The organism is Paraburkholderia tagetis (assembly GCF_022213065.1).
GTDB lineage: Bacteria > Pseudomonadota > Gammaproteobacteria > Burkholderiales > Burkholderiaceae > Paraburkholderia > Paraburkholderia tagetis.
Genome location: NZ_JAKLJA010000012.1, coordinates 163,105 through 187,046 on the forward strand (window position 1 = coordinate 163,105; position 23,942 = coordinate 187,046).

Consider the following 23,942-nt stretch of genomic DNA (forward strand, 5'->3'; position numbering starts at 1 on the left):
GGCAAACTGCAAGCGAAATAACGGCGCGGTATCGTGCGTTGGCGGAGACACGAAAATCGGCCGGGAAGCCGCTCGCAGCAAGCCTGTCAATCGGCATTTCCCGCGCGCAATGGTCATTTTGGCCAGCTTGTGAGCGCGGGCAGTGCTCTTGTAAGATCGCGCTACGCTGGCTCACGAGGCCGGTACTGAACTGGAGGAAACATGAACGAAAACAAACTGTTGCGTGCTGCACGACTGACATCCCTCGTGGCGCTCGCAGCGGCATCGATTGCAGGAGCCCCCCTCGCGCACGCCGCGGGCAGCATCCCGAACAAGACGCTCGTCTACTGCTCGGAAGGCAGCCCCGCCGGCTTCGATCCGGCGCAATACACGACCGGCACCGACTTCACCGCGAACACGTTCACCGTCTACAACCGCCTCGTCGAGTTCGAGCGCGGCGGCACCAAGGTCGAACCGGGTCTCGCGCAATCGTGGGACGTTTCCCCCGACGGCAAGACCTACACGTTCCATCTGCGCCATGGCGTGAAGTTCCAGACCACGTCGTTCTTCAAGCCCACGCGCGAGTTCAACGCCGACGACGTCGTGTTCTCGTTCGACCGCATGCTCAATCCGAACAATGCGTTCCGCAAGGCGTACCCGGTGTCGTTCCCGTACTTCACCGACATGGGCCTCGACAAGCTGATCGCGAAGGTCGAAAAGGTCGATCCGTACACGGTGAAGTTCACGCTCAACGAGCCGAACGCACCGTTCATCCAGAACATGGCGATGGAATTCGCCTCGATTCTCTCGGCTGAATACGCCGATCAACTGATGAAGGCCGGCAAGGCCGCCGACATCAACCAGTATCCGGTCGGCACGGGTCCGTTCATCTTCAAGAGCTACACGAAGGACGCGACCATCCGTTTCGATGGCAATCCTGATTATTGGAAGCCGGGCGCGGTGAAGCTCTCGAAGCTGATCTTCTCGATCACGCCCGACGCGAGCGTGCGCGTGCAGAAACTCAAGCGCGACGAATGCCAGGTGATGAGCTATCCGCGTCCCGCCGACATCGCGCCGCTGAAGGCCGATTCGAACATCGCGATGCCTTCGCAGCCGGGCTTCAATTTGGGCTACCTGTCGTACAACGTCACGCACAAGCCGCTCGACAATGTGGACGTGCGCCACGCGCTCGACATGGCGATCAACAAGAAGGCGATTATCGACTCGGTGTACCAGGGCGCGGGCCAGGCAGCGACCAACCCGATGCCGCCCACGCAATGGTCCTACGACAAGAGCCTGAAGGCGAACGCGTATGACACCGCGAAGGCGAAGGCGCTGCTCGCGAAGGCGGGTCAGGCGAACGGCTTCGAGATCACGCTCTGGGCCATGCCGGTGCAGCGCGCCTACAACCCGAACGCACGCCTGATGGCCGAAATGATCCAGGCCGACTGGGCCAAGATCGGCGTGAAGGCGAAGATCGTCACTTACGAGTGGGGCGAGTACATCAAGCGCGCGCACGCGGGCGAGGACGACTCCATGCTGATCGGCTGGACGGGCGACAACGGCGACCCCGACAACTGGCTCGGCACGCTGCTCGGCTGCGAGGCCGTGAACGGCAACAACTTCGGCAAGTGGTGCTACAAGCCGTTCGACGAACTGGTCCAGAAGGGCCGCCAGACCCCCGAGCAGGCGCAGCGCACGAAGTTCTACACGCAGGCGCAGCAGATCTTCGCGCAGCAACTGCCGTTCTCGCCGATCGCCCACTCGACCGTCTATCAGCCGGTCAGCAAGAAGGTGACCGACATGCGCATCGAGCCGCTCGGCTACGCGCGCTTCGACGGCGTCGGCATGCAGTAAAGGCGCTCGCGTAGCGTTTCACTCACTTTCGCTCAGTCAACACCTAAACGGAAAACTGTCGAAATAAGGTCCGGCGACCGGGGTCACGAGCCCCTGTCGCCGGTTGCGTTTCATTCAAGGCTTTGGGGGAACAACCACATGTTCCGCTTCGTATTGCGCCGCATCGGCATGGTGATACCGACATTCATCGGTATCACGCTGCTTGCGTTCGCGCTCATCCACCTGATTCCGGGCGACCCCATCGAAGTGATGATGGGCGAGCGCGGCGTCGATCCTCAAATGCACGCCGAGGCCATGCACCGCCTCGGGCTCGACGAGCCGCTGCCGTTGCAGTACGTGCACTACGTCTGGCACGCGCTGCACGGCAACCTCGGCACCTCGATCATCACCAACACGAGCGTGATGGGCGAGTTCCTCGCGCGCTTTCCCGCCACCATCGAGCTCTCGTTCTGCGCGCTCATGTTCGCGCTCATCGTGGGCCTGCCCGCCGGCGTGTTCGCGGCCTTGCGGCGCGGCACCGTCGTCGATCACGGCGTGATGGGCACCGCGCTCACCGGCTACTCGATGCCGATCTTCTGGTGGGGGCTCATCCTCATCATGGTGTTCTCGTCGAAGCTCGGCTGGACGCCGGTGTCGGGGCGCATCGCCGTGGAGTTCGATATTCCGCACGTCACGGGCTTCATGCTGATCGATTCGCTGCTGCCCGGCACCGACGAGGGCGCGTTCCGCTCGGTGCTCTCGCATCTGATCCTGCCCGCCATCGTGCTCGGCACGATTCCGCTTGCCGTGGTCGCGCGCATGACGCGCTCGTCCATGCTCGAAGTGCTGCGTGAGGATTACATTCGCACCGCGCGCGCCAAGGGCCTCTCGCCTGTGCGCGTGATTGTCGTGCATGCGCTGCGCAACGCGCTCATTCCCGTGGTGACCGTGATCGGCCTGCAGGTCGGCACGCTGCTGGCGGGCGCCGTGCTCACCGAGACGCTGTTCTCGTGGCCCGGCATCGGCAAATGGCTGATCGACGCGATCAGCCGCCGCGACTATCCGGTAGTGCAGGGCGGCATTCTCATGATCGCGACACTCGTGATCGTCGTGAACCTGTTCGTCGATCTGCTGTACGGCGTGCTCAATCCGCGCATTCGACATACGAGGTAATCACGCCATGACGATGCAAACCCGCAATACACCCAGCGATTCGTGGAGGCATGATGGCTGACATTCAGAACACCGTGCCCGCCGCCGTCACGCCGCCTTCGGGCCGCGCGCTCGTGCTGCGCGAATTCTGGGCGAACTTTTCGCGCAACCGGGGCGCCGTGGGCGCCGGCGTGATCGTGCTGCTGCTCGTTTTCGTGGCGATTTTCGCGCCGCTGATCGCGCCGCACAGCCCCATCGAGCAGTACCGCGACTTCGTGAAGATTCCGCCCGCCTGGCTCGACGGCGGCAACTGGAAGTTCATTCTCGGCACCGACGAAGCCGGCCGCGACATCCTCTCGCGTCTGATGTACGGCGCGCGGCTGTCGCTGTGGATCGGCTGCGTCTCGGTCGTGCTCGCGCTGATTCCGGGCATCGTGCTCGGGCTCGTGGCCGCGTTCTTCGAGAAGTGGGCCGACACGCCCATCATGCGTCTCATGGACGTGCTGCTCGCGCTGCCCTCGCTGTTGCTCGCGGTGGCCGTGGTCGCGATTATCGGCCCGGGCCTCACCAACACCATGTTCGCAATCGCCATCGTCGCGCTGCCGGGCTATGTGCGTCTCACGCGCGGCTCGGCGCTCGGCGAACTGCACAAGGAGTACGTGACCGCTTCGCGCGTAGCCGGTGCCGGCACGCTGCGCCTGATGTTCTCGCAGGTGCTGCCCAACTGCACCGCGCCGCTGATCGTGCAGGCCACGCTCGGTTTTTCGTCGGCGATTCTCGACGCCGCCGCGCTGGGCTTTCTCGGCCTCGGCGTACAGCCGCCCAAGGCGGAGTGGGGCGCGATGCTCGCCTCGGCGCGCGACTATATCGACAGCGCCTGGTGGATCGTCACGATGCCTGGTCTGTCCATCCTGATTTCGGTGCTCGCGATCAACCTGCTCGGCGACGGGCTGCGCGACGCACTCGATCCCAAGCTCAAGCGGATGGCCTGATCATGAAGAAAGAACTGCTAACCATCCGCAATCTGGCGGTGAACTTCAACGGCCTGCCCGCTGTGGACCGCGTGAACCTCTCCGTGGCGCCGGGCGAAGTGCTCGGCATCGTCGGCGAATCGGGCTCGGGCAAGAGCGTGACGATGATGGCGCTGATGGGCCTCATCGACGCCCCCGGCAAGGTGAGCGCCGACTCCATCACGTTCGACGGCCGCGACCTGCTCAACGCCACCGGCAAGGAGCGCCGCCGCATCGTGGGCAAGGACATCGCCATGGTGTTCCAGGACGCGCTCACGAGCCTGAACCCGAGCTACACCATCGGCTATCAGATCAAGGAAGTGCTCAAGCTGCACGAAGGCCTGCGCGGCGCGGCGCTCCATGCGCGCGCGTTGGAACTGCTCGACCAGGTGGGCATTCCCGACGCGAAGAACCGCATCGACAACTTCCCGCACCAGATGTCGGGCGGCATGAACCAGCGCGTGATGATCGCGATGGCCGTGGCCTGCAACCCGAAGCTGCTGATCGCCGACGAGCCCACCACCGCGCTCGACGTGACGATCCAGGCGCAGATCATGGAGCTGCTCGTGCGCTTGCAGAAGGAGCGCGGCATGGCGCTCGTGCTGATCTCGCACGATCTGGCCGTGGTGTCCGAAGTCGCGCAGCGCGTGGCCGTGATGTACGCGGGCGAGATCATCGAGACCAACCGCGTGCCCGATATCTTCTCGCGCCCGCATCATCCGTACACCGAGGCGCTGCTTGCCGCGATTCCCGAGCACAACAAGGGGGCCATGCGTCTCGCCGCGCTGCCCGGCATGGTGCCCGGCCGCGACGACCGCCCGAGCGGGTGTCTGTTCGCGCCGCGCTGCAAGTACGTGGTGGACGACTGCATGAAGGCGCGGCCGAAGCTCGATCCGGTGGCCGATCGCGTCGACCAAAACGCTTATGCACAGGTTCGCTGCATCAAGCCGCTGAACGTGGCGGTGACTCAATCCAACGGAGGCGCGCGATGAACGCAGTCCAGCAATCCGCGGCTCGCGAAGACCATAAGGACGACAAGGTTCTCGTCGCGGAAGATCTCAAGAAGCACTACAGCGTGAAGCGCGGCATGTTCGGCACGGGCACCGTGAAGGCGCTCAACGGCGTGTCGTTCTCGCTCACGCGCGGGCGCACGCTCGCGGTGGTGGGCGAGTCGGGCTGCGGCAAGTCCACGCTCGCGCGCCAGCTCACGATGATCGAGCCGCCCACCGCGGGCAAGCTCACCATCGACGGCGAGGACGTCGCGCACGCGAACCACGAGAAGATCGCCGCGCTGCGCCGCCGCGTCCAGATGGTGTTCCAGAACCCGTTCGCCTCGCTCAATCCGCGCAAGACCGTCGAGCAGACGCTCGGCGAGCCGCTCGCCATCAACACCAAGCTCACGGCGAGCGAGCGCGCCGACCGCATCGCGCACATGATGCGCATCGTGGGCCTGCGGCCCGAGCACGCGAAGCGCTATCCGCATATGTTCTCGGGCGGCCAGCGTCAGCGTGTGGCGATTGCGCGCGCGATGATCCTCGACCCGCAGATCGTCGTGGCCGACGAGCCGGTCTCCGCGCTCGACGTCTCGATCCAGGCGCAGATCCTCAATCTGTTCATGGACCTCCAGGAGCAGTTCCGCACGAGCTATGTGTTTATCTCGCACAACTTGTCCGTGGTCGAGCACATCGCCGACGACGTGATGGTGATGTACCTGGGCGGCGTGGCCGAGCTCGGCGACAAGAACACGGTGATCGGGAGGCCGCGCCACCCGTATACACGCTCGCTGCTTTCGGCGACGCCCGCGATCTTCGAAGCGGACCGGCACGTGAAGATCAAGCTCGAGGGCGAGCTGCCTTCGCCGCTGAACCCGCCTCCGGGTTGCACGTTCCATCAGCGTTGTCCATATGCGATCGAGCGGTGTCGCAAGGAAGTGCCGATGCTTCGCGAAGTGGATGGGCGTCAGGTATCCTGCCATCGTGCAGAGGAGGTAGGGGAATAGGAATGCCTGAAGCGACGGCGGAGCGTCGTTTTACGCGCCGCCAGCTCAGGGGCGGCCGTCGTGCCGCATTGAAGATGCAAGACCGGGGGCGCGTCATGACGGCCGGTGCCATGGCGTGGGCGCGGGTGCGTTCATCCCTGCGTTCATCCGTGCGTGCGTGGCTGCGCGCGGCATTGGGCGGGGCGCTCGCGCTGGCCGTCGCCCTCGGGCCGTCGCTCGACCGGCCGCTGCGACTCGTGTGGCCGCAGGGCGCGATGCACGGCCAGTCAAGCGAGGGCGGGGCATGGCACGCGTGGCTGGCCGCGCTGTCCCTCTTCAGCGGCCCGTTACTGCGGATGCAATCGTTCATGCCCAGCGCGCTTGCCGCGACCGCCGCCGCCAACACGCCCGGTGTGCATCCCGCCATTCCCGCGCCCGGCCTGCCCTCGGGTGGCGGCCTGCCAGGCTTTCACTCGCCGCCGGCCGTGCCGAGCTACGCGTCGGGCACCACGGCGGGCGGTCCGGTGCGCACGCAACCGGCGCGCATGCCGTTCTATGTCGCCACGCGCGGCACCACCACCATCTATCTGCTCGGCACGCTGCATGTGGGCGACCCCGCCGACTACCCGCCAAACCAGCCGTTCCGGGCGCCGATCCTCGCGGCGCTCAACGCCTCGCCCACGCTCGCGCTCGAACTCTCGCCCGACGATCTGCTCGTCTCCCAAGACGACGTCTCGAAATATGGCGTGTGCCGCAAACCCTGCCTGCAACAGCTCCTGCCCGACCCGCTGTGGGCGAAGCTGGCGGCGCGCTTGCGCGGCAACCCCGAGGCGCTCGCCGAAATCCGCAAGATGAAGCCGTGGCTCGCCTCGCTGCTGGTGGAAACCTACGATTCACTGAGCGCCGGCCTGCAGACCGAATACGGCACCGAGGCGCAGTTGCAGAACGTGTTCCTGAGTCTGAAGGGGCGGCGCGTGATCGGGCTGGAAACGCTGGCCGAGCAGATGCGTGCGTTCACGTACCTCAACCTCGCGCAGCAGCGCGAAATGCTCGCACAGGATCTCGCGCAGACGCCCGCGCAAAACGTCGCCGACGTGCACACGCTGCTGCGCCTGTGGCGACTCGGTGACGCCGACGCCATCGCGGCCTGGGATGCCGCGCGCACCGAAAAACTTGCACATGACCCGCGTGTGGCGGCTTCGGTGGATAACCGCATCGTCTACGAGCGCAACCGGCGCTTCGTCGCGCGCATGCAGCAGTACGCCGCGCCCAACAAGCCGCTCTTCGTCGCGATCGGCGCGCTGCACCTGGGCGGGCGCAAGGGCGTGCTCCAGTTGCTGCGGCAGCGCGGCTTCACGGTCGATCCGGGCTGAGATCCAGCTCGCCGTTGGCCGGCGGCGTTGTCGGCGGTGTGTCTGCTTGCCCGGTTTTCTGCGCTTTGTGCGGGTTGGGCGCCTTCGGCGCGGATTTGCGGGCGCCCGCGCTGGCTGTGCGGCTGGGCTTTTCGGCGAGCGCGTCGCGCAGCTCGTCGAGCGCCGGTTGCCAGTCGCCCACTTCGCGCTGGCGAAAGAGCCGCGCCGTGGGGTACCACGGTGAGTCAGCGCGCTTTTCGAGCCAGCGCCATTCGCCGTTCGCCGGCACGAGGATCCAGACCGGCTTGCCTAGCGCGCCGGCCAGATGCGCGACCGATGTGTCCACGGCAATCACGAGATCGAGATTCATGATGAGCGCGGCGGTGTCGCCGAAGTCGCGCAGATCGTCGGTGAAGTCGTGAATCGATGCGTGGATCGTGGCGTCACCGGCCAGCGCCGCGAGCTGCGCGCGGGCCGCCTCGCCTTTTTGCAGCGAGAACCAGCTGATTTTCTCGAGCGCGAAGAGCGGCCGGAACGCCGCCAGCGCGACCGAGCGGTTGCGATTGTTGTAGAAGGTCGGACTGCCGCCCCAGACGAGGCCGATGTTGCGGTAGCCGGCGGGCTTGCGCGCGCCCGCCTTGGTGACGGATTGTGCTGCGGATTGTGCGGCGGGTTTTGCGGCGGATTTTGCGAGAGGCTTTGCGGCGGCTTCGAGGTCCGCGAGCATGGCCGCCTGCACGCGCGGCTTCCACGCCTGAATGTCGACGTCGCGCGCGAACAGATAGGGCACCGTGGCCGGAATCGTGTCGAGCTCGGTGCCGCACGCGGACGGCGCGCTCATCACGTACAGCCAGTAGTCGTAATCGCCGGCTGGCGTGCCGGTCCACGCGCGGTGCACGCCCGGCACCGACTGCGCAAGCAGTTGCAGGGGCTGCGGCACGCACACGTCCACGCTCGCGCCGCGCCCGGCAAGCGTGCTCGCATAGCGCACGAACTGGATCTGGTCGCCGAAGCCTTGTTCGTGCACGAGCAGGAGGCGCTTGCCGTCGAGCGGCTCGCCTTGCCACTCGGCCATGCCTTCGATGTCGAACGGCGCGTAGTCGCACGCGCGCCAGCGCCGGGCGTATTCGGCCCAGCCTTCGCGATACTCGCCACGCTTGAGCTTGAGCCAGACCAGGTTCTGGCGTGCGTCGGCGTGCTCCGGGTCGAGTTCGAGCGCGCGCCGGTAGTAAGGCTCTTCCTCGTCGTTGCGGCCCTGCGCGCCCAGCGAAGCGCCCAGGCACACGAGATTCGCCGCGTTGGGCTCCAGCTCCACCGCCTTGCGATAGCAGGTTTCCGCAGCCCGATAGTCGCCGGTCTGGCCGAGCGCGGTGCCCATGTTCACCCAGGCCGCCGCGTAACCTGGCGCCAGCTCGACGGCCTGACGGTAATGCGCGATGGCGGTGGCGTCATTGCCGAGGGCGCGCAGCGCGTTGCCGAGGTTGAAGTGGATGGCGGCGTCGGCGGGCGCGAGCGCGAGCGCTTCGCGATAGCACGCGAGCGCCTCCTCGTGGCGCCCGAGCCTGGCGAGCGCGCTGCCCAGGTTCACATGCGCGTTCACGGACGCCGGCGCCAGCGCGAGCGCCGCGCGGCAGTGGCGCTCCGCACCCGCAAAGTCGCCCGCTTCGCGTAGCGCCAGCGCGAGGTTGTTGTGCGCGTCGGCGAACCCGGGCGCAAGGCGCAGCGCTTCGCGCAGGTTGTGCGCCGCTTCGACGTGCTGGCCGAGCGCGAGCGCGGCGAGCCCGCGGTTGCTCCAGCAGACCGCGTCGGCGGGAGCGTGCCCGAGCGCGCGATCCATCAGCGCGAGCGCGTTCCGATGGTCGCCGAGTTGATGGCGCACGACGCCCCAGTAATGCAACGCATCCGCATGCGTGGGGTCGCGCTCGATCAACGCGCGATAGATCGTTTGCGCTTCTTCAAGGCGTCCCGCGCTGTGGGCTTCGAGGGCGGCAGCAAAGCGCGCGCCAGGATCGGCATATTCAGCGGCATCGGCGTGGTCAGCGCGTTCAGCGCGTGCGGCACATTCGGCGGAATCGGGGGAATCGGCGGAATCGTCGGGCGTGGACGGATCGGCGGGACCGGAGGCGTTCGGAGTCATGGGAATGGGAGGCGGATCGGGCGCGCTGCGCAAGGGGCGCGGAACCGGCCGAAATGGGGGAGAACCGCACAAGGTAAGGTTCTGGCCTTGCCGCTTCGATAAGAAAACTCCGAAAGCGACGCAACCCATGACGAAACGCCATGCGCGGCCCAAAAGGGGAATGCGGGTGAATGTGGGTGAATGCGGCTTTAGAGGGAATTCGATTTCGGTTCCCATGAGGCGGCTCTACCATCCGGCTTTTGTCTGGCCAGGAGGGCAATATGACGAATTCACCAACCACCCGGACCGACGCGCCGGGTGTACCTATTCTGTCCACTGCGGTGCCCACTGCGGTATCCACTGCAATGCCCACTGCGCCCATTGTCAGCGTCATCACGCCCACCTGCGAGCGCGAGGCCATGCTGCCGCATGTGTACCGGTCGTTCGCGCATCAGGACCTGGGGGCCTGCGAGTGGATCGTGGTGGACGACAGCGAGCGGCCCAGCGCCTTCATGCAGGGCCTCGGCGATGCACGCGTGGTGTATCGCCACGTGCCGCAGCGCATGAGCGTCGGTGCCAGGCGCAATCTCGCGGTGGCGCTCGCGCGCGCCGAAGTCATCGCCCATTTCGACGACGGCGAATACTATGCGCCGGATTATCTGCGCGTCATGTGCGCGCAGTTGGGCGCGCGCCGGGCGGATATCGTCAAGCTCAGTGCGTTCTTTCTGTATAGCCGCATCTATGGCCAGTTCGCGTGGTGGGACTTGCTGCGCAAGAGCGGGCTGCATTTTCACTGGAGTCCGCAGCCCATGACGGCGCTCAACTTTCCCGTCGATCATCGCGCGTTTGCCGACAACCATTCCGGCTACGGCTTCAGCTACGTCTACACGAAGCGCCTGTGGGCCGCGGGTCCGTTCGAGTCGGGTTCGCACGATGAGCACAATAAGCGCCATGCGGACAGCACGTTCCTGCAAGCCGCGCTCGAGCGCGGCGCGAACCTCGCGCACTTCGCCGACGACGTCGGTCTGTGTCTGCACGTCCTGCATACGCATCACAGCGCGGCGAGCTTTCCGCAGTATCTGCTGCCCGACGCGCTCGTGACGCGGCATTTCCCGAAGTTCACGCAGTTCGTGGAGGCGCTGCGCACCGCGCCTGCCGAGCGGTAAAACCGGCGCTTCAGAACCCGAGCGCGTTCAGCAGCAAACGCGCTCAGGCGTCGGCCACGCCCGCCGCGCGCACGCCGATGCCGGCCTCGTCCAGCGCCACCCGGATGCGCCGCGCGAACGCGAGCGCATGCGGCCCGTCGCCGTGCAGGCAGATGGTCTGCGCGTTGAGCGGCACCCACGCGCCGTCCACGGCCTGCACGCGCTGCTCGCGCACCATCGCGAGCGTGCGCGCGAGCACGGTGTCCTCGTCGTCGAGCAGGGCGCCGGGCTCGCTGCGCGGCACGAGCGAGCCGTCGGCGCGATAGCCGCGGTCGGCGAACACTTCCTCCACGGCCACGAGGCCTGCTTCGCGCGCAGCGCTTACAAGCCCGCTGCCCGCGAGCGCGAACACCGTCACCGAAGGGTCGAAGTCGTGCACTGCGGAGACGATCGCGTCGGCGATCTTCGCGTCGCGCGCGGCCTGGTTGTAGAGCGCGCCATGCGGCTTCACGTGCGCGATGCGCCCGCCTTCGGCTTGCGCGATCGCCGAGAGCGCGCCGAGCTGGTAGAGCACGCCCGCGTAGATTTCCTCGGCGGGCAGGTTCATCTCCTTGCGGCCGAAGTTCTCGGGGTCGTTGAAGCTCGGATGCGCGCCGATCGACACGCCTTTTTCCACGGCCCAGCGCACGCACTCGCGCATGGCGTTGGCGCCGCCCGCGTGCCAGCCGCAGGCGATGTTGGCCGAACTCACGAGGTCGAGCAGCGCCTCGTCGGAGCCGCAGCCTTCGCCGAGATCGGCGTTCAGATCAATGGTCGTCATGATGTTTCTCTCCGTGTTGCCTCGCGCCCCATCGCCGCGCTTCGATGCGTCGCGGGCGCGCGATGTCTGGCTCGATGCCTTGCTGCTTGTCCGTTGACACGGTTGGCCGGGTTGGCTGATTGACCGACTCGGCCCGGGTTGAGCGACTCGGCCGGGTCGGCGATGGCGTTGCCGCTCCACCGGCTCGCTTCGCCGCCCGCTTCATGCCGCTTCATGCGCCCACTTCATGCGCCCGGGCTCCCGGTCGCCGCAGCGCGCACGCGCCGGCTCGCATGACGCTCGTCCTGCATGGCGATCGCGGTATCGATCTGCCGCAAATACGCCCGTTCCTCCTGTAGCGCGTGGCGCGCGACAGCCGGCGTCGCCTCCACGAAGCGCAGGCCCGCCGTGAGCCGCACTTGCGCGAGCTTCCACAGGTCGGCGCGGACCACGGCGCCGATCTTCGGATAGCCGCCCGTGGTTTGCGCGTCGCTCATCAGCACGATGGGCTGGCCGTTCGGCGGCACCTGGATCGTGCCCGGCAGCACCGCGTGCGAGAGCAGGTCGGTGCCCGTCTCGCGCGCGAGCGGCGTGCCTTCGAGCCGATAACCCATGCGGTTGCTGTTGGGCGTGACGAGCCATTCGTCGGACCAGAAGGCGCGCTGCGCTTCGGGCGTGAAGCTGTCGTACTCGGGGCCGCGCAGCACGCGCACGGGCACGGCCCACAGCACGCCGTCCGGATGGCGGCCGCGCCGGTGAGGCGCTTCCTCGAGGTAGGCAAAGCCGCATTGCGACGGCGCCTTCACGCCGAACGGCGGCGCGCCGGGCGTGAGCGACGCGCGCTCCCCGCCCGCCGCGAACGACGCGCCCGTGGCGAGGCGGTCGCCATCCTTGAGCGCGCGGCCCGCCAGGCCGCCGAAGCCGGCGGCGAGGTCGGTGCTGCGCGAGCCGAGCATCGGCAAGACGTCGATGCCGCCCGCGACACACACATAGGCGCGCATGCCGCGCTTCGCGCCATTGAGCACGAGTTCCTCGCCGGCCGCGACCGGCAGGCTCCACCACGACCACACCGGCTTGCCGCCGAGCGTCGCGCCGAATTCGGTGCCGGTGATGGCCACGCGCGTCGCGCGCGCGAAGCGCAGCGCCACCGGGCCGAAAGTGATTTCGAGCCCCGCCGCGTCATGCCGGTTGCCGACGAGACGGTTGCCCACTTCGAGCGCGAGCGTGTCGAGGGCGCCGCCGGTGGCGACGCCGAGATGCCGGTAACCCGGCCGGCCGAGATCCTGGACCGTGGTGAGCAGGCCGGCGCGCAGCACTTCGATCATGCGTGGGTCTCCTCGACGGGGTTCTCGTTGATATTCTCGATGACGAAACGCACGCGGTCGCCGGGCATGAGCAGCGTGGGCGGATTGCGTGCGGGTTCGAAAAGGGCCAGCGCGGTGCGGCCGATCAGTTGCCAGCCGCCGGGCGCCTGCGCGGGATAGATACCGGTCTGCTCGCCGCCGATGCCCACCGAGCCGGCGGGGACGGCGAGGCGCGGCTCGCGCCGGCGCGGTGTGTGCAGCGCGGCGTCGAGCCCGCCGAGATAGGCGAAGCCCGGCTGAAAGCCGAGGAAGAACACGGTGTAGACACCCGCCGCGTGACGCGCGGCGACATCGGCGGGCGCGAACCCGGTGTGCCGCGCGACGGCGACGAGATCGGGGCCGGCTGTGCCGCCGTAGCTCACCGGGATCTCGACTTCGCGGCCCTCCTGCGCGGCGTGCTCCGCACCCTCGGCGTCGCGCCAGGCTGCTTCGAGCGCGGCGGCGAGCGCGTCGGGATTGGCGGCGAGCGTATCGAAGGTGATCGTCAGATTGTTCATGCCAGGCACGACTTCGCGCACGGCGTCCCAGCCGCGCACGCTCGCGGCCACGGCCCAGACGCGGCGCTGGACCTCCAGCGTGGCGGGCGGCGGGATTTCGCAGACGAGGGCTTCGTCGCCGAGAAAGTAAATACGGGGAACAGGATTGCGCATGGTTTCAGGCTCCGGCGCCGGGCCAGGCGACCGATTTTTTGTCAGGGTGCATTCTCGATAATTTATCGATAAAGCCACTTATGCGCTCATGAAGCGGGTCGCGCGGGGGCTCTCGTCGAGAGCGAGAAAAGATCGGCGACGCGGCGCAATTGATGCGCAATGCGTCGGGGCTCCACGACACGGCCGCGCGCGCGGCGGCGTCGCTCTGAGCACGCGCCGCGCCCGGTCGGGCGCGGTAGGCGCGGGAGTGCCTCAAGGGGAGGATGCAGCGGGAAAACGAAGCGGGAAAACGACGGGAAAACGCAGCAGGAAAACTCAACGCGAAGACTCACCGGAAGCGAGGCGCCCCACGAGATGCGCGCCGGCTTCGGTGACCACGGCGTCGAGCGGCAAGTCGTGCGCGCCGCGCTCGGGCACGCCGTCGTCGATACGGCACGCCTCATAGGCCATGCCCACGGTGAGCGGCAAGCTCGCGCCGGGCCAGGCCGCGAGCGTGCGGTCGTAATAGCCGCCGCCGTAACCGAGCCGGTAGCCGTCACGGTCGAATCCCACACAAGGCACGAGCAGCAGATCGGGCAGCGCCGCTTCGGCGGACGCGGGCTCGGGAATGCCGTGATGGCCTTCGCGCATCGGCGCGCCCGGTGTCCAGAAGTAGAAGTGCAGCGGCGCATGGCGCTCGGGAATCGCGGGCAGCGCGGCACGCCGCGACGCGTCGGCAGCGAGCCATGACGCGATCCATTCGCGCGCGTCGAACTCGCCTGGCAACGGCCAGTAAAAGCCGATCGAACGCGGTGCAAGACGGCCGACAAGTGCATCGAGATGCGCGCTCAGCGCGGCATTGGCCGGCGCGCTGGAAGACGCTTCAAGACGCGTTGGGCGAAGTCGTATACGCCACGCCTTTTTGGATTGAGCCATGGGGTTGCATGCTATGCTTGGGTTCACCTCGCGCTCCAGAAATAACGATGTCCAAACGCCTTGTCCGAGTATATCGCGCGGCCGGTCTTGCACTGGCCGCCGCGGCACTCGTCGCGTGCAGCACGGCCGATGCCGTGCGTCCCGTCGCCCTCTCCCCAGGCGCCGCACTTTCAAACGACGACCAAACCTTCATTCAGCTTCGCGAAGCCGCACGCAATAACGATGCTGCGCGCGCCGCGCAACTCGCCGCGACGATTCCGGATTATCCCGCGCCCTCATACCTCGAATACTTCCAGTTGAAACCGCAACTGTTCGATTCGCAGGGTCATGCGCTCGTGGACGCACCCGACGCGCCGGTGCTCTCGTTCCTGCAGCGCCACGACGGCGAGGCCATCGCCGACCGTCTGCGCAACGACTATCTGGTCGTGCTCGGCGCGCGCCACGACTGGTCGAACTTCGACCAGCAATATGCGCGCTTCGTGCTCAACGACGACACGCAGGTGAAGTGCTACGCGCTGGAATCGCGCGCGGCGCGCGGCGAAAACGTCGCGAACGATGCGCGCGCGCTGCTCACCGAGCCGCGCTATTACGGCGACGGCTGCGTCGACCTCATCACGGCGCTCGCGATCAAAGGCCAGTTCTCGAGCGACGACGTCTGGCAGCAGATCCGCCTCGCTTACGAACAGAACCAGACCTCGACGGGCGCGAAGCTGCTCGATGGCCTCGCACAACGGCCCGACCCCACGGCGTTCAGCCAGGCGGTCAGCACGCCGCCGCTCACGCTTGCGCGCGGCGTGAGCGCGGACCCGCAATCGCACCAGCTCGCGCTGCTCGCGCTCACCGCGATGGCGCGCAACGACCCCGCCATGGCGGCAGCCACCTTCGCGCAGGTCGCGCCTTCGCTCACCTCGCCGGAACGCGCGATCGGCTGGGGCACGATCGGCTATCAGGGCGCGCTCAAGCGCATGCCGGCCGCGCTCGACTGGTATCGCCTCTCGGCCAACGCGCCGCTCTCGAATCCCGCATACGAATGGCGCACGCGCGCGGCGCTGCTCGGCGGCGACTGGACCATGGTGCGCTGGTCGATCGAGCAGATGCCCGCGGCGCTGCGCGCGCAGCCCTCGTGGGTCTACTGGCACGCCCGCGCGCTCAAGCAGGCGGGCCAGACCGATCAGGCCAATCAGGAGTTCGCGTCGATCTCGCAGGGCTATAACTTCTACGGCCAGCTCGCGACCGAGGAGCTCGGCCAGAAGATCACCGTCCCGCCCAAGGCCACGGTCACCGACGCCGACATCGCCCAGGTCGCGCAAACGCCGGGCTTCGCGCTCGCGCAGCGCTTCTATGCGCTGAACCTGCGGCTCGAAGGCAACCGCGAATGGAACTGGCCGCTGCGCGGCATGAGCGACCGCCAGTTGCTGGCGACCGCCGAATACGCCAGGCGCATCCAGCTGCTCGACCGCACCGTCAACACGGCCGACCGCACGCAAACCCAGCACGACTTCTCGCTGCGCTATCTCGCGCCGTTCCGCGACGTGGTGGAGCGCGACGCGCAAACCAACGGCCTCGATGTCGAATGGGCCTACGGCCTGATTCGCCAGGAGTCGCGCTTCATCCTGAACGCGCGCTCGGGCGTGGGCGCGAGCGGCCTCATGCAGCTCATGCCGGCCACGGCGCAGATGGTGGCGAAGAAGATTGGCATCGGTCCGCTTTCGCGCGATCAGCTCAACGACATCAACACCAATATTCTGCTCGGAACGAACTATTTGTCGATGATCTACAATCAGTTCGACGGTTCCGCCGTGCTCGCCACCGCGGGCTACAACGCCGGGCCGGGTCGCCCGCGCCAGTGGCGCGCCAGCTTGCCGCGCGGCGTCGAGGGCGCAATCTTCGCGGAAACCATTCCGTTCCAGGAAACCCGCGACTACGTGAAAAACGTGTTGTCGAACACGGTCTACTACGCGGCGCTGTTCGAGGGCCGTCCGCAATCGCTGAAGACGCGTCTCGGCTTTATCTCGCCGCTGCAGTGAGCATCACGCGGCACGGCTCGCGTTCTCCGGTTCGCGAGCCGCGCCGCTGCCCGAAACCTCCCCGTGCGGGTCCCGGCGCGCGGCGCCGGTGTCCGCACGAGGATGCACGAGGAGGTCGAAGATGAGACATCAAGCCATCGCGGTCATCGGCGGTTCGGGATTCATCGGCAGCCACCTCGTCAACGCGCTTGTCGAGGCGGGCAAGGACGTGCGCATCGCCACCCGCCGGCGCGCCAACGCCCGCCATCTCACCCTGCTTCCCATCGACGTCATCGAAACCGACGTGACCGATCCGGTCGCGCTCGCGAGCTTCGTCGAAAACGCCGACGCCGTCATCAATCTCGTCGGCACGCTCAACGGCGGACATGGCACGCCCTACGGCCCCGGCTTCGCGAAACTGCACGTCGAGCTGCCCACGAGAATCGTCGCCGCCTGCGAGAGCAAGGGCGTGCACCGCTTGATTCACATAAGCGCGATTGGCGCCGACCCGCGCGGGCCGAGCATGTATCTGCGCTCGAAAGGCGAGGGCGAGAAGGCGGTGCATGCGTCCACGGCGCTTGCCACGACGATCCTGCGCCCGTCCGTCGTGTTCGGCCCGGACGACACCTTCCTCAACCGCTTCGCGGTGCTGCAAAAGCTTTTCCCGATGATTCCGCTCGGCATGCCCGATGCGAAGTTCCAGCCCGTCTATGTGGGCGACGTGTCGAAGGCGATCGTCAATGTGCTCGATCTCGACGCTGCGAGCGGGCACACTTATGAAATCGGCGGCCCGACGGTTTACACGCTCGAGCAACTGGTGCAGTACTGCGGCGAGGTGGTGGGCCGTCACGCGCGCATCGTGCGGCTGCCCGATGCGTTCGCACGGCTGCAGGCACTCTCGTTCGAAATGGCGCCCGGCGTGCCGGTGCTCACGCGCGACAATCTCGATTCGATGAAAATCGACAGCGTGCTCACCGGTCCGCTCGCACCCGAGCTGGGCGTGGAGCCCGCGAGCATCGAAACGATCGCGCCGCTCTATCTCGCCGATGCCTCGCTGCGCGCGCGCCTGAACATCTTCCGCACCAGCGCGCACAGGTAGATGCATCGCGCGCCCCAACCTTGACTCTTTATTCAACGGTGAACATGAAGCTCGTCATTGGTGACAAGAACTACTCGTCGTGGTCGATGCGCCCCTGGGTGCTGATGACGCATTTCGGCATTCCCTTCGAAGAGGTGCGGATCGAGCTCGGCGAGCCCGAAACGAAAGCCTTGATTCTCGCGTTCTCGGCGTCGGGCAAGGTGCCGTGCCTGGTCACCGACGACGGCCTCGCGGTGTGGGACTCGCTCGCCATTGCCGAGACGCTCGCGGAGCGCTTCCCGCAGCACGCGCTGTGGCCGCGCGACGCGAATGCACGCGCGCGTGCGCGCAGTGTGAGCGCCGAGATGCATTCGAGCTTCACCGACCTGCGCTCGAACATGCCGATGGCGATCCGCACCTCGAAGCCAGGCGCGGACGCCACGCCCGGCACGCTCGCCGATATCGCACGCATCGACGCACTGTGGAGCGCGTGTCTCGACGCCAGCGGCGGCCCGTTCCTGTTCGGCGAATTCAGCATCGCCGATGCGATGTACGCGCCCGTCGTGATGCGCTTTAACTCCTATGCGCCGCAGCTCTCGGCGAAAGCGGCCGCCTACGCGGCGCGCGTGAGCGCCGCGCCCGCCGTCGCGGCGTGGATCGAGGCCGCGCGCAAGGAAACCCATCGCATCGAGCACGACGAACCCGACGCATGAAGATTTACGTGGTAGGCGGCGCGATCCGCGATGAAATGCTGGGCCTGGCCGTGCGCGACCGCGATTATGTGATCGTGGGCGCCACGCCCGAGCAGATGGCCGCGCAGGGTTATCGGCCGGTGGGCAAGGATTTTCCGGTATTCCTGCATCCGCAGACGCAGGAGGAGTACGCGCTCGCGCGCACCGAGCGCAAGACGGCGGCGGGCTATCACGGCTTCCAGTTCTTCTACGCGCCCGATGTCACGCTCGAGGAAGATCTCGCGCGGCGCGATCTCACCATCAATGCGATGGCGCGCGAGGTCCAGCCCGGCGGCGTGCTGACCGGGCCCGTGGTCGATCCGTTTGGCGGTGCGAACGATTTGCGCGCGCGCGTGTTCCGTCACGTGAGCGATGCGTTTCTCGAGGACCCGGTACGCATTCTGCGCATCGCCCGCTTTGCGGCGCGCTTCGCCGACTTCACGGTCGCGCCCGAAACCATGGCGCTCATGCAGTCGATGGTGGCCTCTGGCGAAGTCGATGCACTCGTGCCCGAGCGCGTCTGGCAGGAGGTCGCGCGCGGGCTCATGGAGAACAAGCCGTCGCGCATGTTCGAGGTGCTGCGCGAGTGCGGCGCGCTCGCGCGCGTGCTGCCCGAAGTCGACAGTCTCTTCGGCGTGCCGCAGCGCGCCGACTATCACCCCGAGGTCGACACCGGCATCCACGTGATGATGGTGATCGACCATGCCGCCGCGCAGGGCTATGCGCTGCCGGTGCGCTTTGCGGCGCTCACGCACGATCTCGGCAAGGCGACCACGCCCGAGGAGGTGCTGCCGCGCCATATCGGCCATGAGGGGCGTAGCGTCGACCTGCTCAGGCCACTGTGCGACCGGCTGCGCGTGCCCAACGAATGCCGCGACCTAGCGGTGCTCGTGGCGCGCGAGCATGGCAACGTGCATCGCGTGATGGACATGGGCGCCGCTGCGCTCGTGCGCATGCTCGAGCGCAGCGATGCGTTGCGCAAGCCCGCGCGCTTTGCCGAAGCGCTGCAGGCCTGCGAGGCGGATTTGCGCGGGCGCCTGAACTGGGAGAACGCGCCGTATCCGCAGGCCGAACGGCTGCGCGTGGCGCTCACCGCGGCGCGCGGCGTGGACGCGGGTGCGATCGCAAGCACGATCACCGAGGCGGGCGCGGGCAAGGGCGTCGCGGAGAAGATCAAGGAAGCAGTGCACCGCGCGCGGGTTGCGGCGGTGGAAGAGGCGCTGGGCGCCAACTGACGCGAAGGCGCGTCACCACGGAGAGAAGCCCGAAACGGCGCACAGGTGCGCCGTTTTCACATTCAGCGTGCGCTCAGAGCATGCGCACGAGAAACGAAAGTGCCATCGAGAGCACGAGCGTCGACATGAACGGCAGCGGATACTCGCGGCCAAAGATGCGCAGCGTGATGTCGCCGGGCAGCCGGCCGATGCCGAGCTTGCGGAGCCACGGCTGCGCGCTGGAGAGAATCGCCACGGCGATGAAGGTGGTGATGAACCAGCGGATCATGGTCGGCCGATAGCGTGAGGTTCGTGAATTCGTGAATGGCTGGCGCTCAGAGCGTGTGGCTGCGGTCGCCGCGCGCGAACGCGGCAATGGTCGCATCGATGCCGCGCGAGAACGCGATCACCTTGAATAGCTCGCCCATCTCCGACTCCGAGACGAGCTTTTGCACCGCGTTCGCGGCCGGCAAAAAGCGCGCGGCATCGTGCGGATCGATCTCGCCAAGCACTTCGGTAATGCCGGCGTTCATCAGAAAGCGCGCCTGCGAGGTATAGCCGAGCAGGTCCGCGCCCGCCTCGACGCCCGCCTGGGCGATGCCGCTGAATTCCACGTGCGCCGTGATGTCCTGCAGGCCCGGGTAGAGGAACGGGTCGCCGTGCGCGCGGTGGCGGTAGTGGCACATCAGCGTGCCTTGCACGCGCTGCGCATGGTAGTACTCGCCGTGCGGAAAACCATAGTCGATAAAGATCGCCGCGCCGCGCACGAGCATCGTGCAGATCGTGCGCGTGAAGGCGAGCGCGGCCTCGTGTGTTTCCGTCACGTAATCTTCGCTGCCTTCGATCTGCGCGAGCACGCTGCCGGGCACGCTCTGCGTCCAGTCGGCGTCGAGTCCGCTCATGGCCGGCCGGTCCGAGAACTGGAGCGCGCCGCCGCCGTTCACCTCCATATTCACGCTCACGCCGCGCTCGTGCCACACGGCGTCCTTGCGCGCGAAGAGGCGCACCGGCATCGCGTCGAGCACCTCGTTGCCGATCACCACGCCTTCGAATTGCGCGGGCAGCGCGTCGAGCCACTGCACGCGCGCGGCCAGATGCGGCGCGAGCTGGGCGATCGTCTCGCGCTGGCGCTCGCGCAGCTCGCCCGAGAGATCGACGATGGCATACGAATCGAACGGCACGCCGAGCGCCTCGAGCGCGAGCATCACGCCCGCCGCGAGCCGCCCCGTGCCGGCGCCGAACTCCATCAGCGCGCGCGTGCCGCTGGCCGCAAGCGCTTCGCCCACGGCGCGCGCAAGCGTGGCCGCGAAGAGCGGCGACATTTCGGGCGCGGTCACGAAGTCGCTGCCGTCGTCGGCAAAGAGGCCGAACTTGCGTGCGCCGCCGCTGTAATAGCCGAGTCCCGGCGCGTAGAGCGTACGCTCCATGTAGCGGTCGAACGGCAGCCAGCCGCCCGCCGCGGCGACTTCCGCACGCAGGGTTGCGGCGAGCGCCTCGGACTGCGCGAGCGCGATCGGCTCGGGAACAGGTAAACTAGCGGGTTCGTGAGCTTTCGGATTCATCCCGGCATTGTAAATGAGCGAAACATCGGGCATCCGGCCATCTGGCGGGGTTTCGGGGGGGCCGCCAGAGGGCGCGCCGCCAAAGGGCGTCCAGCCATCCGGCCCTGTATCGAACGTGAGCCAGTCGTCCGAGTCGACATCGCCATCGGCGTCGTCCTCGCATTCCGGCGCCGGGTCTGCGGCACGCGTGATCCTGGTGACGGGCGGTGCGCGCCGCATCGGCCGCGCATTCTCGCTGGGCTTTGCCGAACGCGGCTGGGACGTGGCGGTGCATTACGGCGGCTCGCGGGCCGAGGCCGATGAGGTCGTCGCGCAGATTCGCGCCATGGGCCGCCGCGCGCTCGCGCTGCACGCCGATCTGGCGAACGAGGCGCAAGTGGCGCGCCTCGTGCCGGATTGCGCCGCGGCGCTCGGCCTGCCCGCGTGCGTGCTGAACAACGCGTCGCGCTTCGAGGAGGACACGGCGCGCGACGTCGGCTACGCGACGTTGCAGCACCTCATGGCGATCAACGTGGGCGCGCCGCTCGTGCTGGCGCGCACGCTGTGGGCGGCGACGCCCGAAGCCGCGGTGCAGGACGAATCGCTGCGACCCTGCGTGATCAACGTGCTGGATCAGAAGCTGTACAACATGAATCCCGACTATCTGTCGTACACGCTGACCAAGGCCGCGTTGCAGAACGCCACCGTCGCGCTCGCCCAGGCGCTTGCGCCAAAGATGCGCGTGGTGGGTCTCGCGCCCGGCCTCACGCTGCAATCGGGCGACCAGACGCCGGAGAGCTTCGCCGCCGCGCACAAGGTCACGCCGCTTGGGCGGGCGTCGCGTCCCGGCGATCTCGTGGAGGCCGCGCTGTATCTCGCGCAGGCTTCGGGCGTGACCGGCACGACGCTGGTCGTCGACGGCGGCCAGCATCTCGTGCCGCTGCCGCGCGACGTGATGTTTTTGACGGGCGATCAGGCGTCGGCCTGAATTCGACCTGATCGGGCAGCGAACCGCGTTGTGGCGCCGTTTGGCGAGCGGCGCCCAATAATGCAACTAAATGCGCAGACCGCCGCGGCTGCGAGAACATTCGATCGCGGCCTGAATCCGGCCATCGCGCCTGCAATGCAAACGCACGAAGGCTTTGCAACCCAGGCGTCGCAGCCCTTTTGCAACTCATATGACCCGCGTGGCGCGCAGCGCACGTGCAAGAACACCCACGCTTTTATCGACTGGAACGAACATGTCCGCCGTACTCCTGCATCCCCGGCTCGCCGATTGCCGCCGGCTTTTCTTGCGCAACTACGAAGTGCATATCAACATCGGTGTGCATGACTTCGAAAAACGCGGCGAACAGCGCGTCATCATCAATGTCGATCTGTTCGTTCCGCTCGAGTCGACCACGCCGCGCGAAGACAAGCTGCGCGAAGTCGTCGATTACGACTTCATGCGCGCAACCGTCGCCGCACGCGTGGGCCAGGGCCATATCCATCTGCAGGAAACGCTCTGCGACGACCTCGCCGCCGCGCTGCTCTCGCACGAGCAGGTGCGCGCCGTGTGCGTGTCGACCGCGAAGCCCGACGTGTATCCGGACTGCGACGCGGTGGGCGTCGAGGTCTTTCGCATCAAAGAGGACTGATTCATGAACGCCCCCGACATGCTCGCCGCTACTGAGGCCGTTAACGCAACTAACGCCGTTGAGAACCCCGTGGCCGCCGAGGTCATCGAGGCGATCTCCGAAGTCGCCACCGAAGCCTCGTCCGGCGCTCCTTCCGACGTATCTTCCGAAGAAAGCGGCCGCCGCGCGCTCACGCGCCGCGAGCAAAAGGAAGCCTACGAGAACAACAAGCTGTTCAAGCGCATCGCGCGCCAGGTCGGCCAGGCGATCGGCGACTACAACATGATCGAGGACGGCGACAAGGTCATGGTGTGCCTCTCGGGCGGCAAGGACAGCTATGCGATGCTCGACGTCCTGTTGCGCCTGCGCGAGCGCGCGCCGATCAATTTCGAGATCGTCGCGGTGAACCTCGACCAGAAGCAGCCCGGCTTCCCCGAGCACGTGCTGCCCGAATATCTCGACAAGGTGGGCGTGCCGTACCACATCGAGAATCAGGACACTTACAGCATCGTCAAGCGCCTCGTGCCCGAGGGCAAGACCACCTGCTCGCTGTGCTCGCGCCTGCGCCGGGGCATCCTGTACCGCGTGGCGGGGGAGCTTGGCGCGACCAAGATCGCGCTCGGCCATCATCGCGACGACATCCTCCAGACGCTGCTGCTGAATCTCTTCTACGGCGGCAAGCTGAAGGGCATGCCGCCCAAGCTGCAGTCGGACGACGGCAAGAACATCGTGATCCGGCCGCTAGCCTACGTGAAGGAAACCGATCTGGAGAAGTACGCCGAACTGCGCGAATTCCCGATCATTCCGTGCAACCTGTGCGGCAGCCAGCCCAACCTCAAGCGCGCGGAAATGAAGGCGCTGATCCGCGAATGGGACAAGCGCTTTCCGGGCCGCGTGGAAAATATGTTCAACGCGCTCGGCAATGTCGTGCCTTCGCACCTGATGGATGCCTCGCTGTTCGGCTTCAAGGACCTGCGTGCGACCGGCGTAGCCGACCCGGCGGGCGATATCGCGTTCGACGAGGAGCCGTGCTCGAGCGATTCTTCCCCTGCGTCCGATGCGCCCGATGCGCTGGCAAACGGCGGCGCGGCGCTCAAGTTCACGCCCATCGACGAACTCTGAAACAGGGCGCAAGCAGTGCAGTGCGGGTGCAGTGCGGGTTTTGCACGCACCGCGCACGAAACCCGCATCGGACCCCAAGGCGGCCTGCCATGGCCGCTTTTTTTACGTCTGTCGTGCGTATGCAAAAGTGTGTTGAATGGTGCGGCAAAGGCCCGCCGGCAGGCGACGTTGGGGATACCCCCCATGCTAAAATCGATTGCTTCATTCCCTCTCAAGTCACCGATGCAATGAACATCGTGATCCTCGCGGCAGGCATGGGCAAGCGCATGCACTCCGCTCTGCCGAAAGTGCTCCATCCTCTGGCTGGCCAGCCGCTTCTCTCGCACGTCATCGACACC

At 67.0% G+C, this 23,942-nt stretch carries 22 protein-coding genes and 1 pseudogene; 16 read left to right on the forward strand and 7 right to left on the reverse strand.

The window, feature by feature from the left end; all coding sequences use genetic code 11:
• Positions 1-201 precede the first annotated feature (201 nt).
• The 6 genes from L5014_RS16905 (at position 202) to L5014_RS16930 (ending at position 7,328) form a co-directional block, all read left to right on the forward strand.
• A complete protein-coding gene (locus L5014_RS16905; protein WP_238464872.1) occupies positions 202-1,836 on the forward strand; it encodes an ABC transporter substrate-binding protein in 1,635 nt (544 codons plus the stop codon).
• A gap of 138 nt (positions 1,837-1,974) precedes the next feature.
• Positions 1,975-2,988, forward strand: a complete 1,014-nt coding sequence (locus L5014_RS16910; protein WP_238464873.1) for an ABC transporter permease subunit — start codon at positions 1,975-1,977, stop codon at positions 2,986-2,988.
• Between the two features lie 53 nt (positions 2,989-3,041).
• Positions 3,042-3,959 carry an ABC transporter permease subunit gene (locus L5014_RS16915; protein WP_238464905.1) on the forward strand — a complete coding sequence of 306 codons (918 nt, stop codon included), beginning with the start codon at positions 3,042-3,044 and terminating at the stop codon, positions 3,957-3,959.
• A gap of 2 nt (positions 3,960-3,961) precedes the next feature.
• On the forward strand, positions 3,962-4,969 hold the full coding sequence (locus L5014_RS16920; RefSeq protein WP_238464874.1) for an ABC transporter ATP-binding protein: 1,008 nt from the start codon (positions 3,962-3,964) through the stop codon (positions 4,967-4,969).
• Positions 4,966-5,976 (forward strand): peptide ABC transporter ATP-binding protein, encoded by a 1,011-nt coding sequence (locus L5014_RS16925; protein ID WP_238464875.1) that lies wholly within the window; start codon positions 4,966-4,968, stop codon positions 5,974-5,976. The genes L5014_RS16920 and L5014_RS16925 overlap by 4 nt, the downstream gene beginning before the upstream one ends.
• A gap of 254 nt (positions 5,977-6,230) precedes the next feature.
• Positions 6,231-7,328, forward strand: a complete 1,098-nt coding sequence (locus L5014_RS16930) for a TraB/GumN family protein (RefSeq protein ID WP_238464906.1) — start codon at positions 6,231-6,233, stop codon at positions 7,326-7,328.
• On the opposite strand, the gene L5014_RS16935 is transcribed toward L5014_RS16930, so the two are convergent.
• Positions 7,309-9,444 carry a tetratricopeptide repeat protein gene (locus L5014_RS16935; RefSeq protein WP_238464876.1) on the reverse strand — a complete coding sequence of 712 codons (2,136 nt, stop codon included), beginning with the start codon at positions 9,442-9,444 and terminating at the stop codon, positions 7,309-7,311. The two genes, L5014_RS16930 and L5014_RS16935, sit on opposite strands and share 20 nt — an antisense overlap.
• A 260-nt stretch (positions 9,445-9,704) precedes the next feature.
• Between L5014_RS16935 and L5014_RS16940 the strand changes: the two genes are divergently transcribed.
• Positions 9,705-10,589: a glycosyltransferase family 2 protein gene (locus L5014_RS16940; protein WP_238464877.1), complete on the forward strand. Its 885-nt coding sequence runs from the start codon at positions 9,705-9,707 to the stop codon at positions 10,587-10,589.
• Positions 10,590-10,632: 43 nt separating this feature from the next.
• Here L5014_RS16940 and pxpA read toward each other — a convergent pair whose 3' ends face one another.
• The 3 genes from pxpA to pxpB form a co-directional block, all read right to left on the reverse strand.
• On the reverse strand, positions 10,633-11,388 hold the full coding sequence (pxpA, locus tag L5014_RS16945; protein ID WP_238464878.1) for a 5-oxoprolinase subunit PxpA: 756 nt from the start codon (positions 11,386-11,388) through the stop codon (positions 10,633-10,635).
• A gap of 224 nt (positions 11,389-11,612) precedes the next feature.
• Complete coding sequence (locus L5014_RS16950; protein ID WP_238464879.1) at positions 11,613-12,692, reverse strand: 5-oxoprolinase subunit C family protein; 1,080 nt, start codon at positions 12,690-12,692, stop codon at positions 11,613-11,615.
• On the reverse strand, positions 12,689-13,381 hold the full coding sequence (gene pxpB, locus L5014_RS16955; protein ID WP_238464880.1) for a 5-oxoprolinase subunit PxpB: 693 nt from the start codon (positions 13,379-13,381) through the stop codon (positions 12,689-12,691). Before pxpB ends, L5014_RS16950 begins: the two co-directional genes overlap by 4 nt.
• Positions 13,382-13,506: 125 nt before the next feature.
• Here pxpB and L5014_RS16960 point away from each other — a divergent pair.
• Positions 13,507-13,590: pseudogene (locus L5014_RS16960) on the forward strand (winged helix DNA-binding protein); the annotation flags it as partial.
• Between the two features lie 106 nt (positions 13,591-13,696).
• Here the strand turns inward: L5014_RS16960 and L5014_RS16965 are convergent.
• The gene (locus tag L5014_RS16965; RefSeq protein WP_238464881.1) at positions 13,697-14,296 is read right to left on the reverse strand and encodes a 5-formyltetrahydrofolate cyclo-ligase; all 600 of its coding nucleotides are present in this window, start codon (positions 14,294-14,296) and stop codon (positions 13,697-13,699) included.
• 47 nt (positions 14,297-14,343) lie between these two features.
• On the opposite strand from L5014_RS16965, the gene L5014_RS16970 reads away from it, so the two are divergent.
• The 4 genes from L5014_RS16970 (at position 14,344) to L5014_RS16985 (ending at position 19,346) form a co-directional block, all read left to right on the forward strand.
• Positions 14,344-16,323 carry a lytic transglycosylase domain-containing protein gene (locus tag L5014_RS16970; RefSeq protein WP_238464882.1) on the forward strand — a complete coding sequence of 660 codons (1,980 nt, stop codon included), beginning with the start codon at positions 14,344-14,346 and terminating at the stop codon, positions 16,321-16,323.
• A gap of 121 nt (positions 16,324-16,444) precedes the next feature.
• Complete coding sequence (locus L5014_RS16975; RefSeq protein ID WP_238464883.1) at positions 16,445-17,401, forward strand: complex I NDUFA9 subunit family protein; 957 nt, start codon at positions 16,445-16,447, stop codon at positions 17,399-17,401.
• Between the two features lie 44 nt (positions 17,402-17,445).
• Positions 17,446-18,093, forward strand: coding sequence for a glutathione S-transferase family protein (locus L5014_RS16980; protein WP_238464884.1), 648 nt, complete (start codon positions 17,446-17,448; stop codon positions 18,091-18,093).
• Positions 18,090-19,346, forward strand: coding sequence for a multifunctional CCA addition/repair protein (locus L5014_RS16985; RefSeq protein WP_238464885.1), 1,257 nt, complete (start codon positions 18,090-18,092; stop codon positions 19,344-19,346). Before L5014_RS16980 ends, L5014_RS16985 begins: the two co-directional genes overlap by 4 nt.
• Before the next feature lie 73 nt (positions 19,347-19,419).
• On the opposite strand, the gene L5014_RS16990 is transcribed toward L5014_RS16985, so the two are convergent.
• A complete protein-coding gene (locus tag L5014_RS16990) occupies positions 19,420-19,614 on the reverse strand; it encodes a DUF2905 domain-containing protein (RefSeq protein WP_238464886.1) in 195 nt (64 codons plus the stop codon).
• Between the two features lie 46 nt (positions 19,615-19,660).
• Positions 19,661-20,920, reverse strand: a complete 1,260-nt coding sequence (locus L5014_RS16995; protein ID WP_420800081.1) for a class I SAM-dependent methyltransferase — start codon at positions 20,918-20,920, stop codon at positions 19,661-19,663.
• 154 nt (positions 20,921-21,074) lie between these two features.
• On the opposite strand from L5014_RS16995, the gene L5014_RS17000 reads away from it, so the two are divergent.
• From L5014_RS17000 to L5014_RS17015, 4 genes are all read left to right on the forward strand, one after another.
• On the forward strand, positions 21,075-21,854 hold the full coding sequence (locus L5014_RS17000) for an SDR family oxidoreductase (protein WP_238464887.1): 780 nt from the start codon (positions 21,075-21,077) through the stop codon (positions 21,852-21,854).
• Positions 21,855-22,107: 253 nt separating this feature from the next.
• Entirely contained in the window at positions 22,108-22,503 is a 396-nt protein-coding gene (locus tag L5014_RS17005; protein WP_238464888.1) for a dihydroneopterin aldolase, read from the forward strand.
• Positions 22,504-22,506: 3 nt separating this feature from the next.
• Entirely contained in the window at positions 22,507-23,604 is a 1,098-nt protein-coding gene (ttcA, locus tag L5014_RS17010) for a tRNA 2-thiocytidine(32) synthetase TtcA (RefSeq protein ID WP_238464889.1), read from the forward strand.
• Positions 23,605-23,693: 89 nt separating this feature from the next.
• A partial coding sequence (locus L5014_RS17015; RefSeq protein ID WP_238464890.1) for an NTP transferase domain-containing protein occupies positions 23,694-23,942 on the forward strand: 249 nt, incomplete at its 3' end.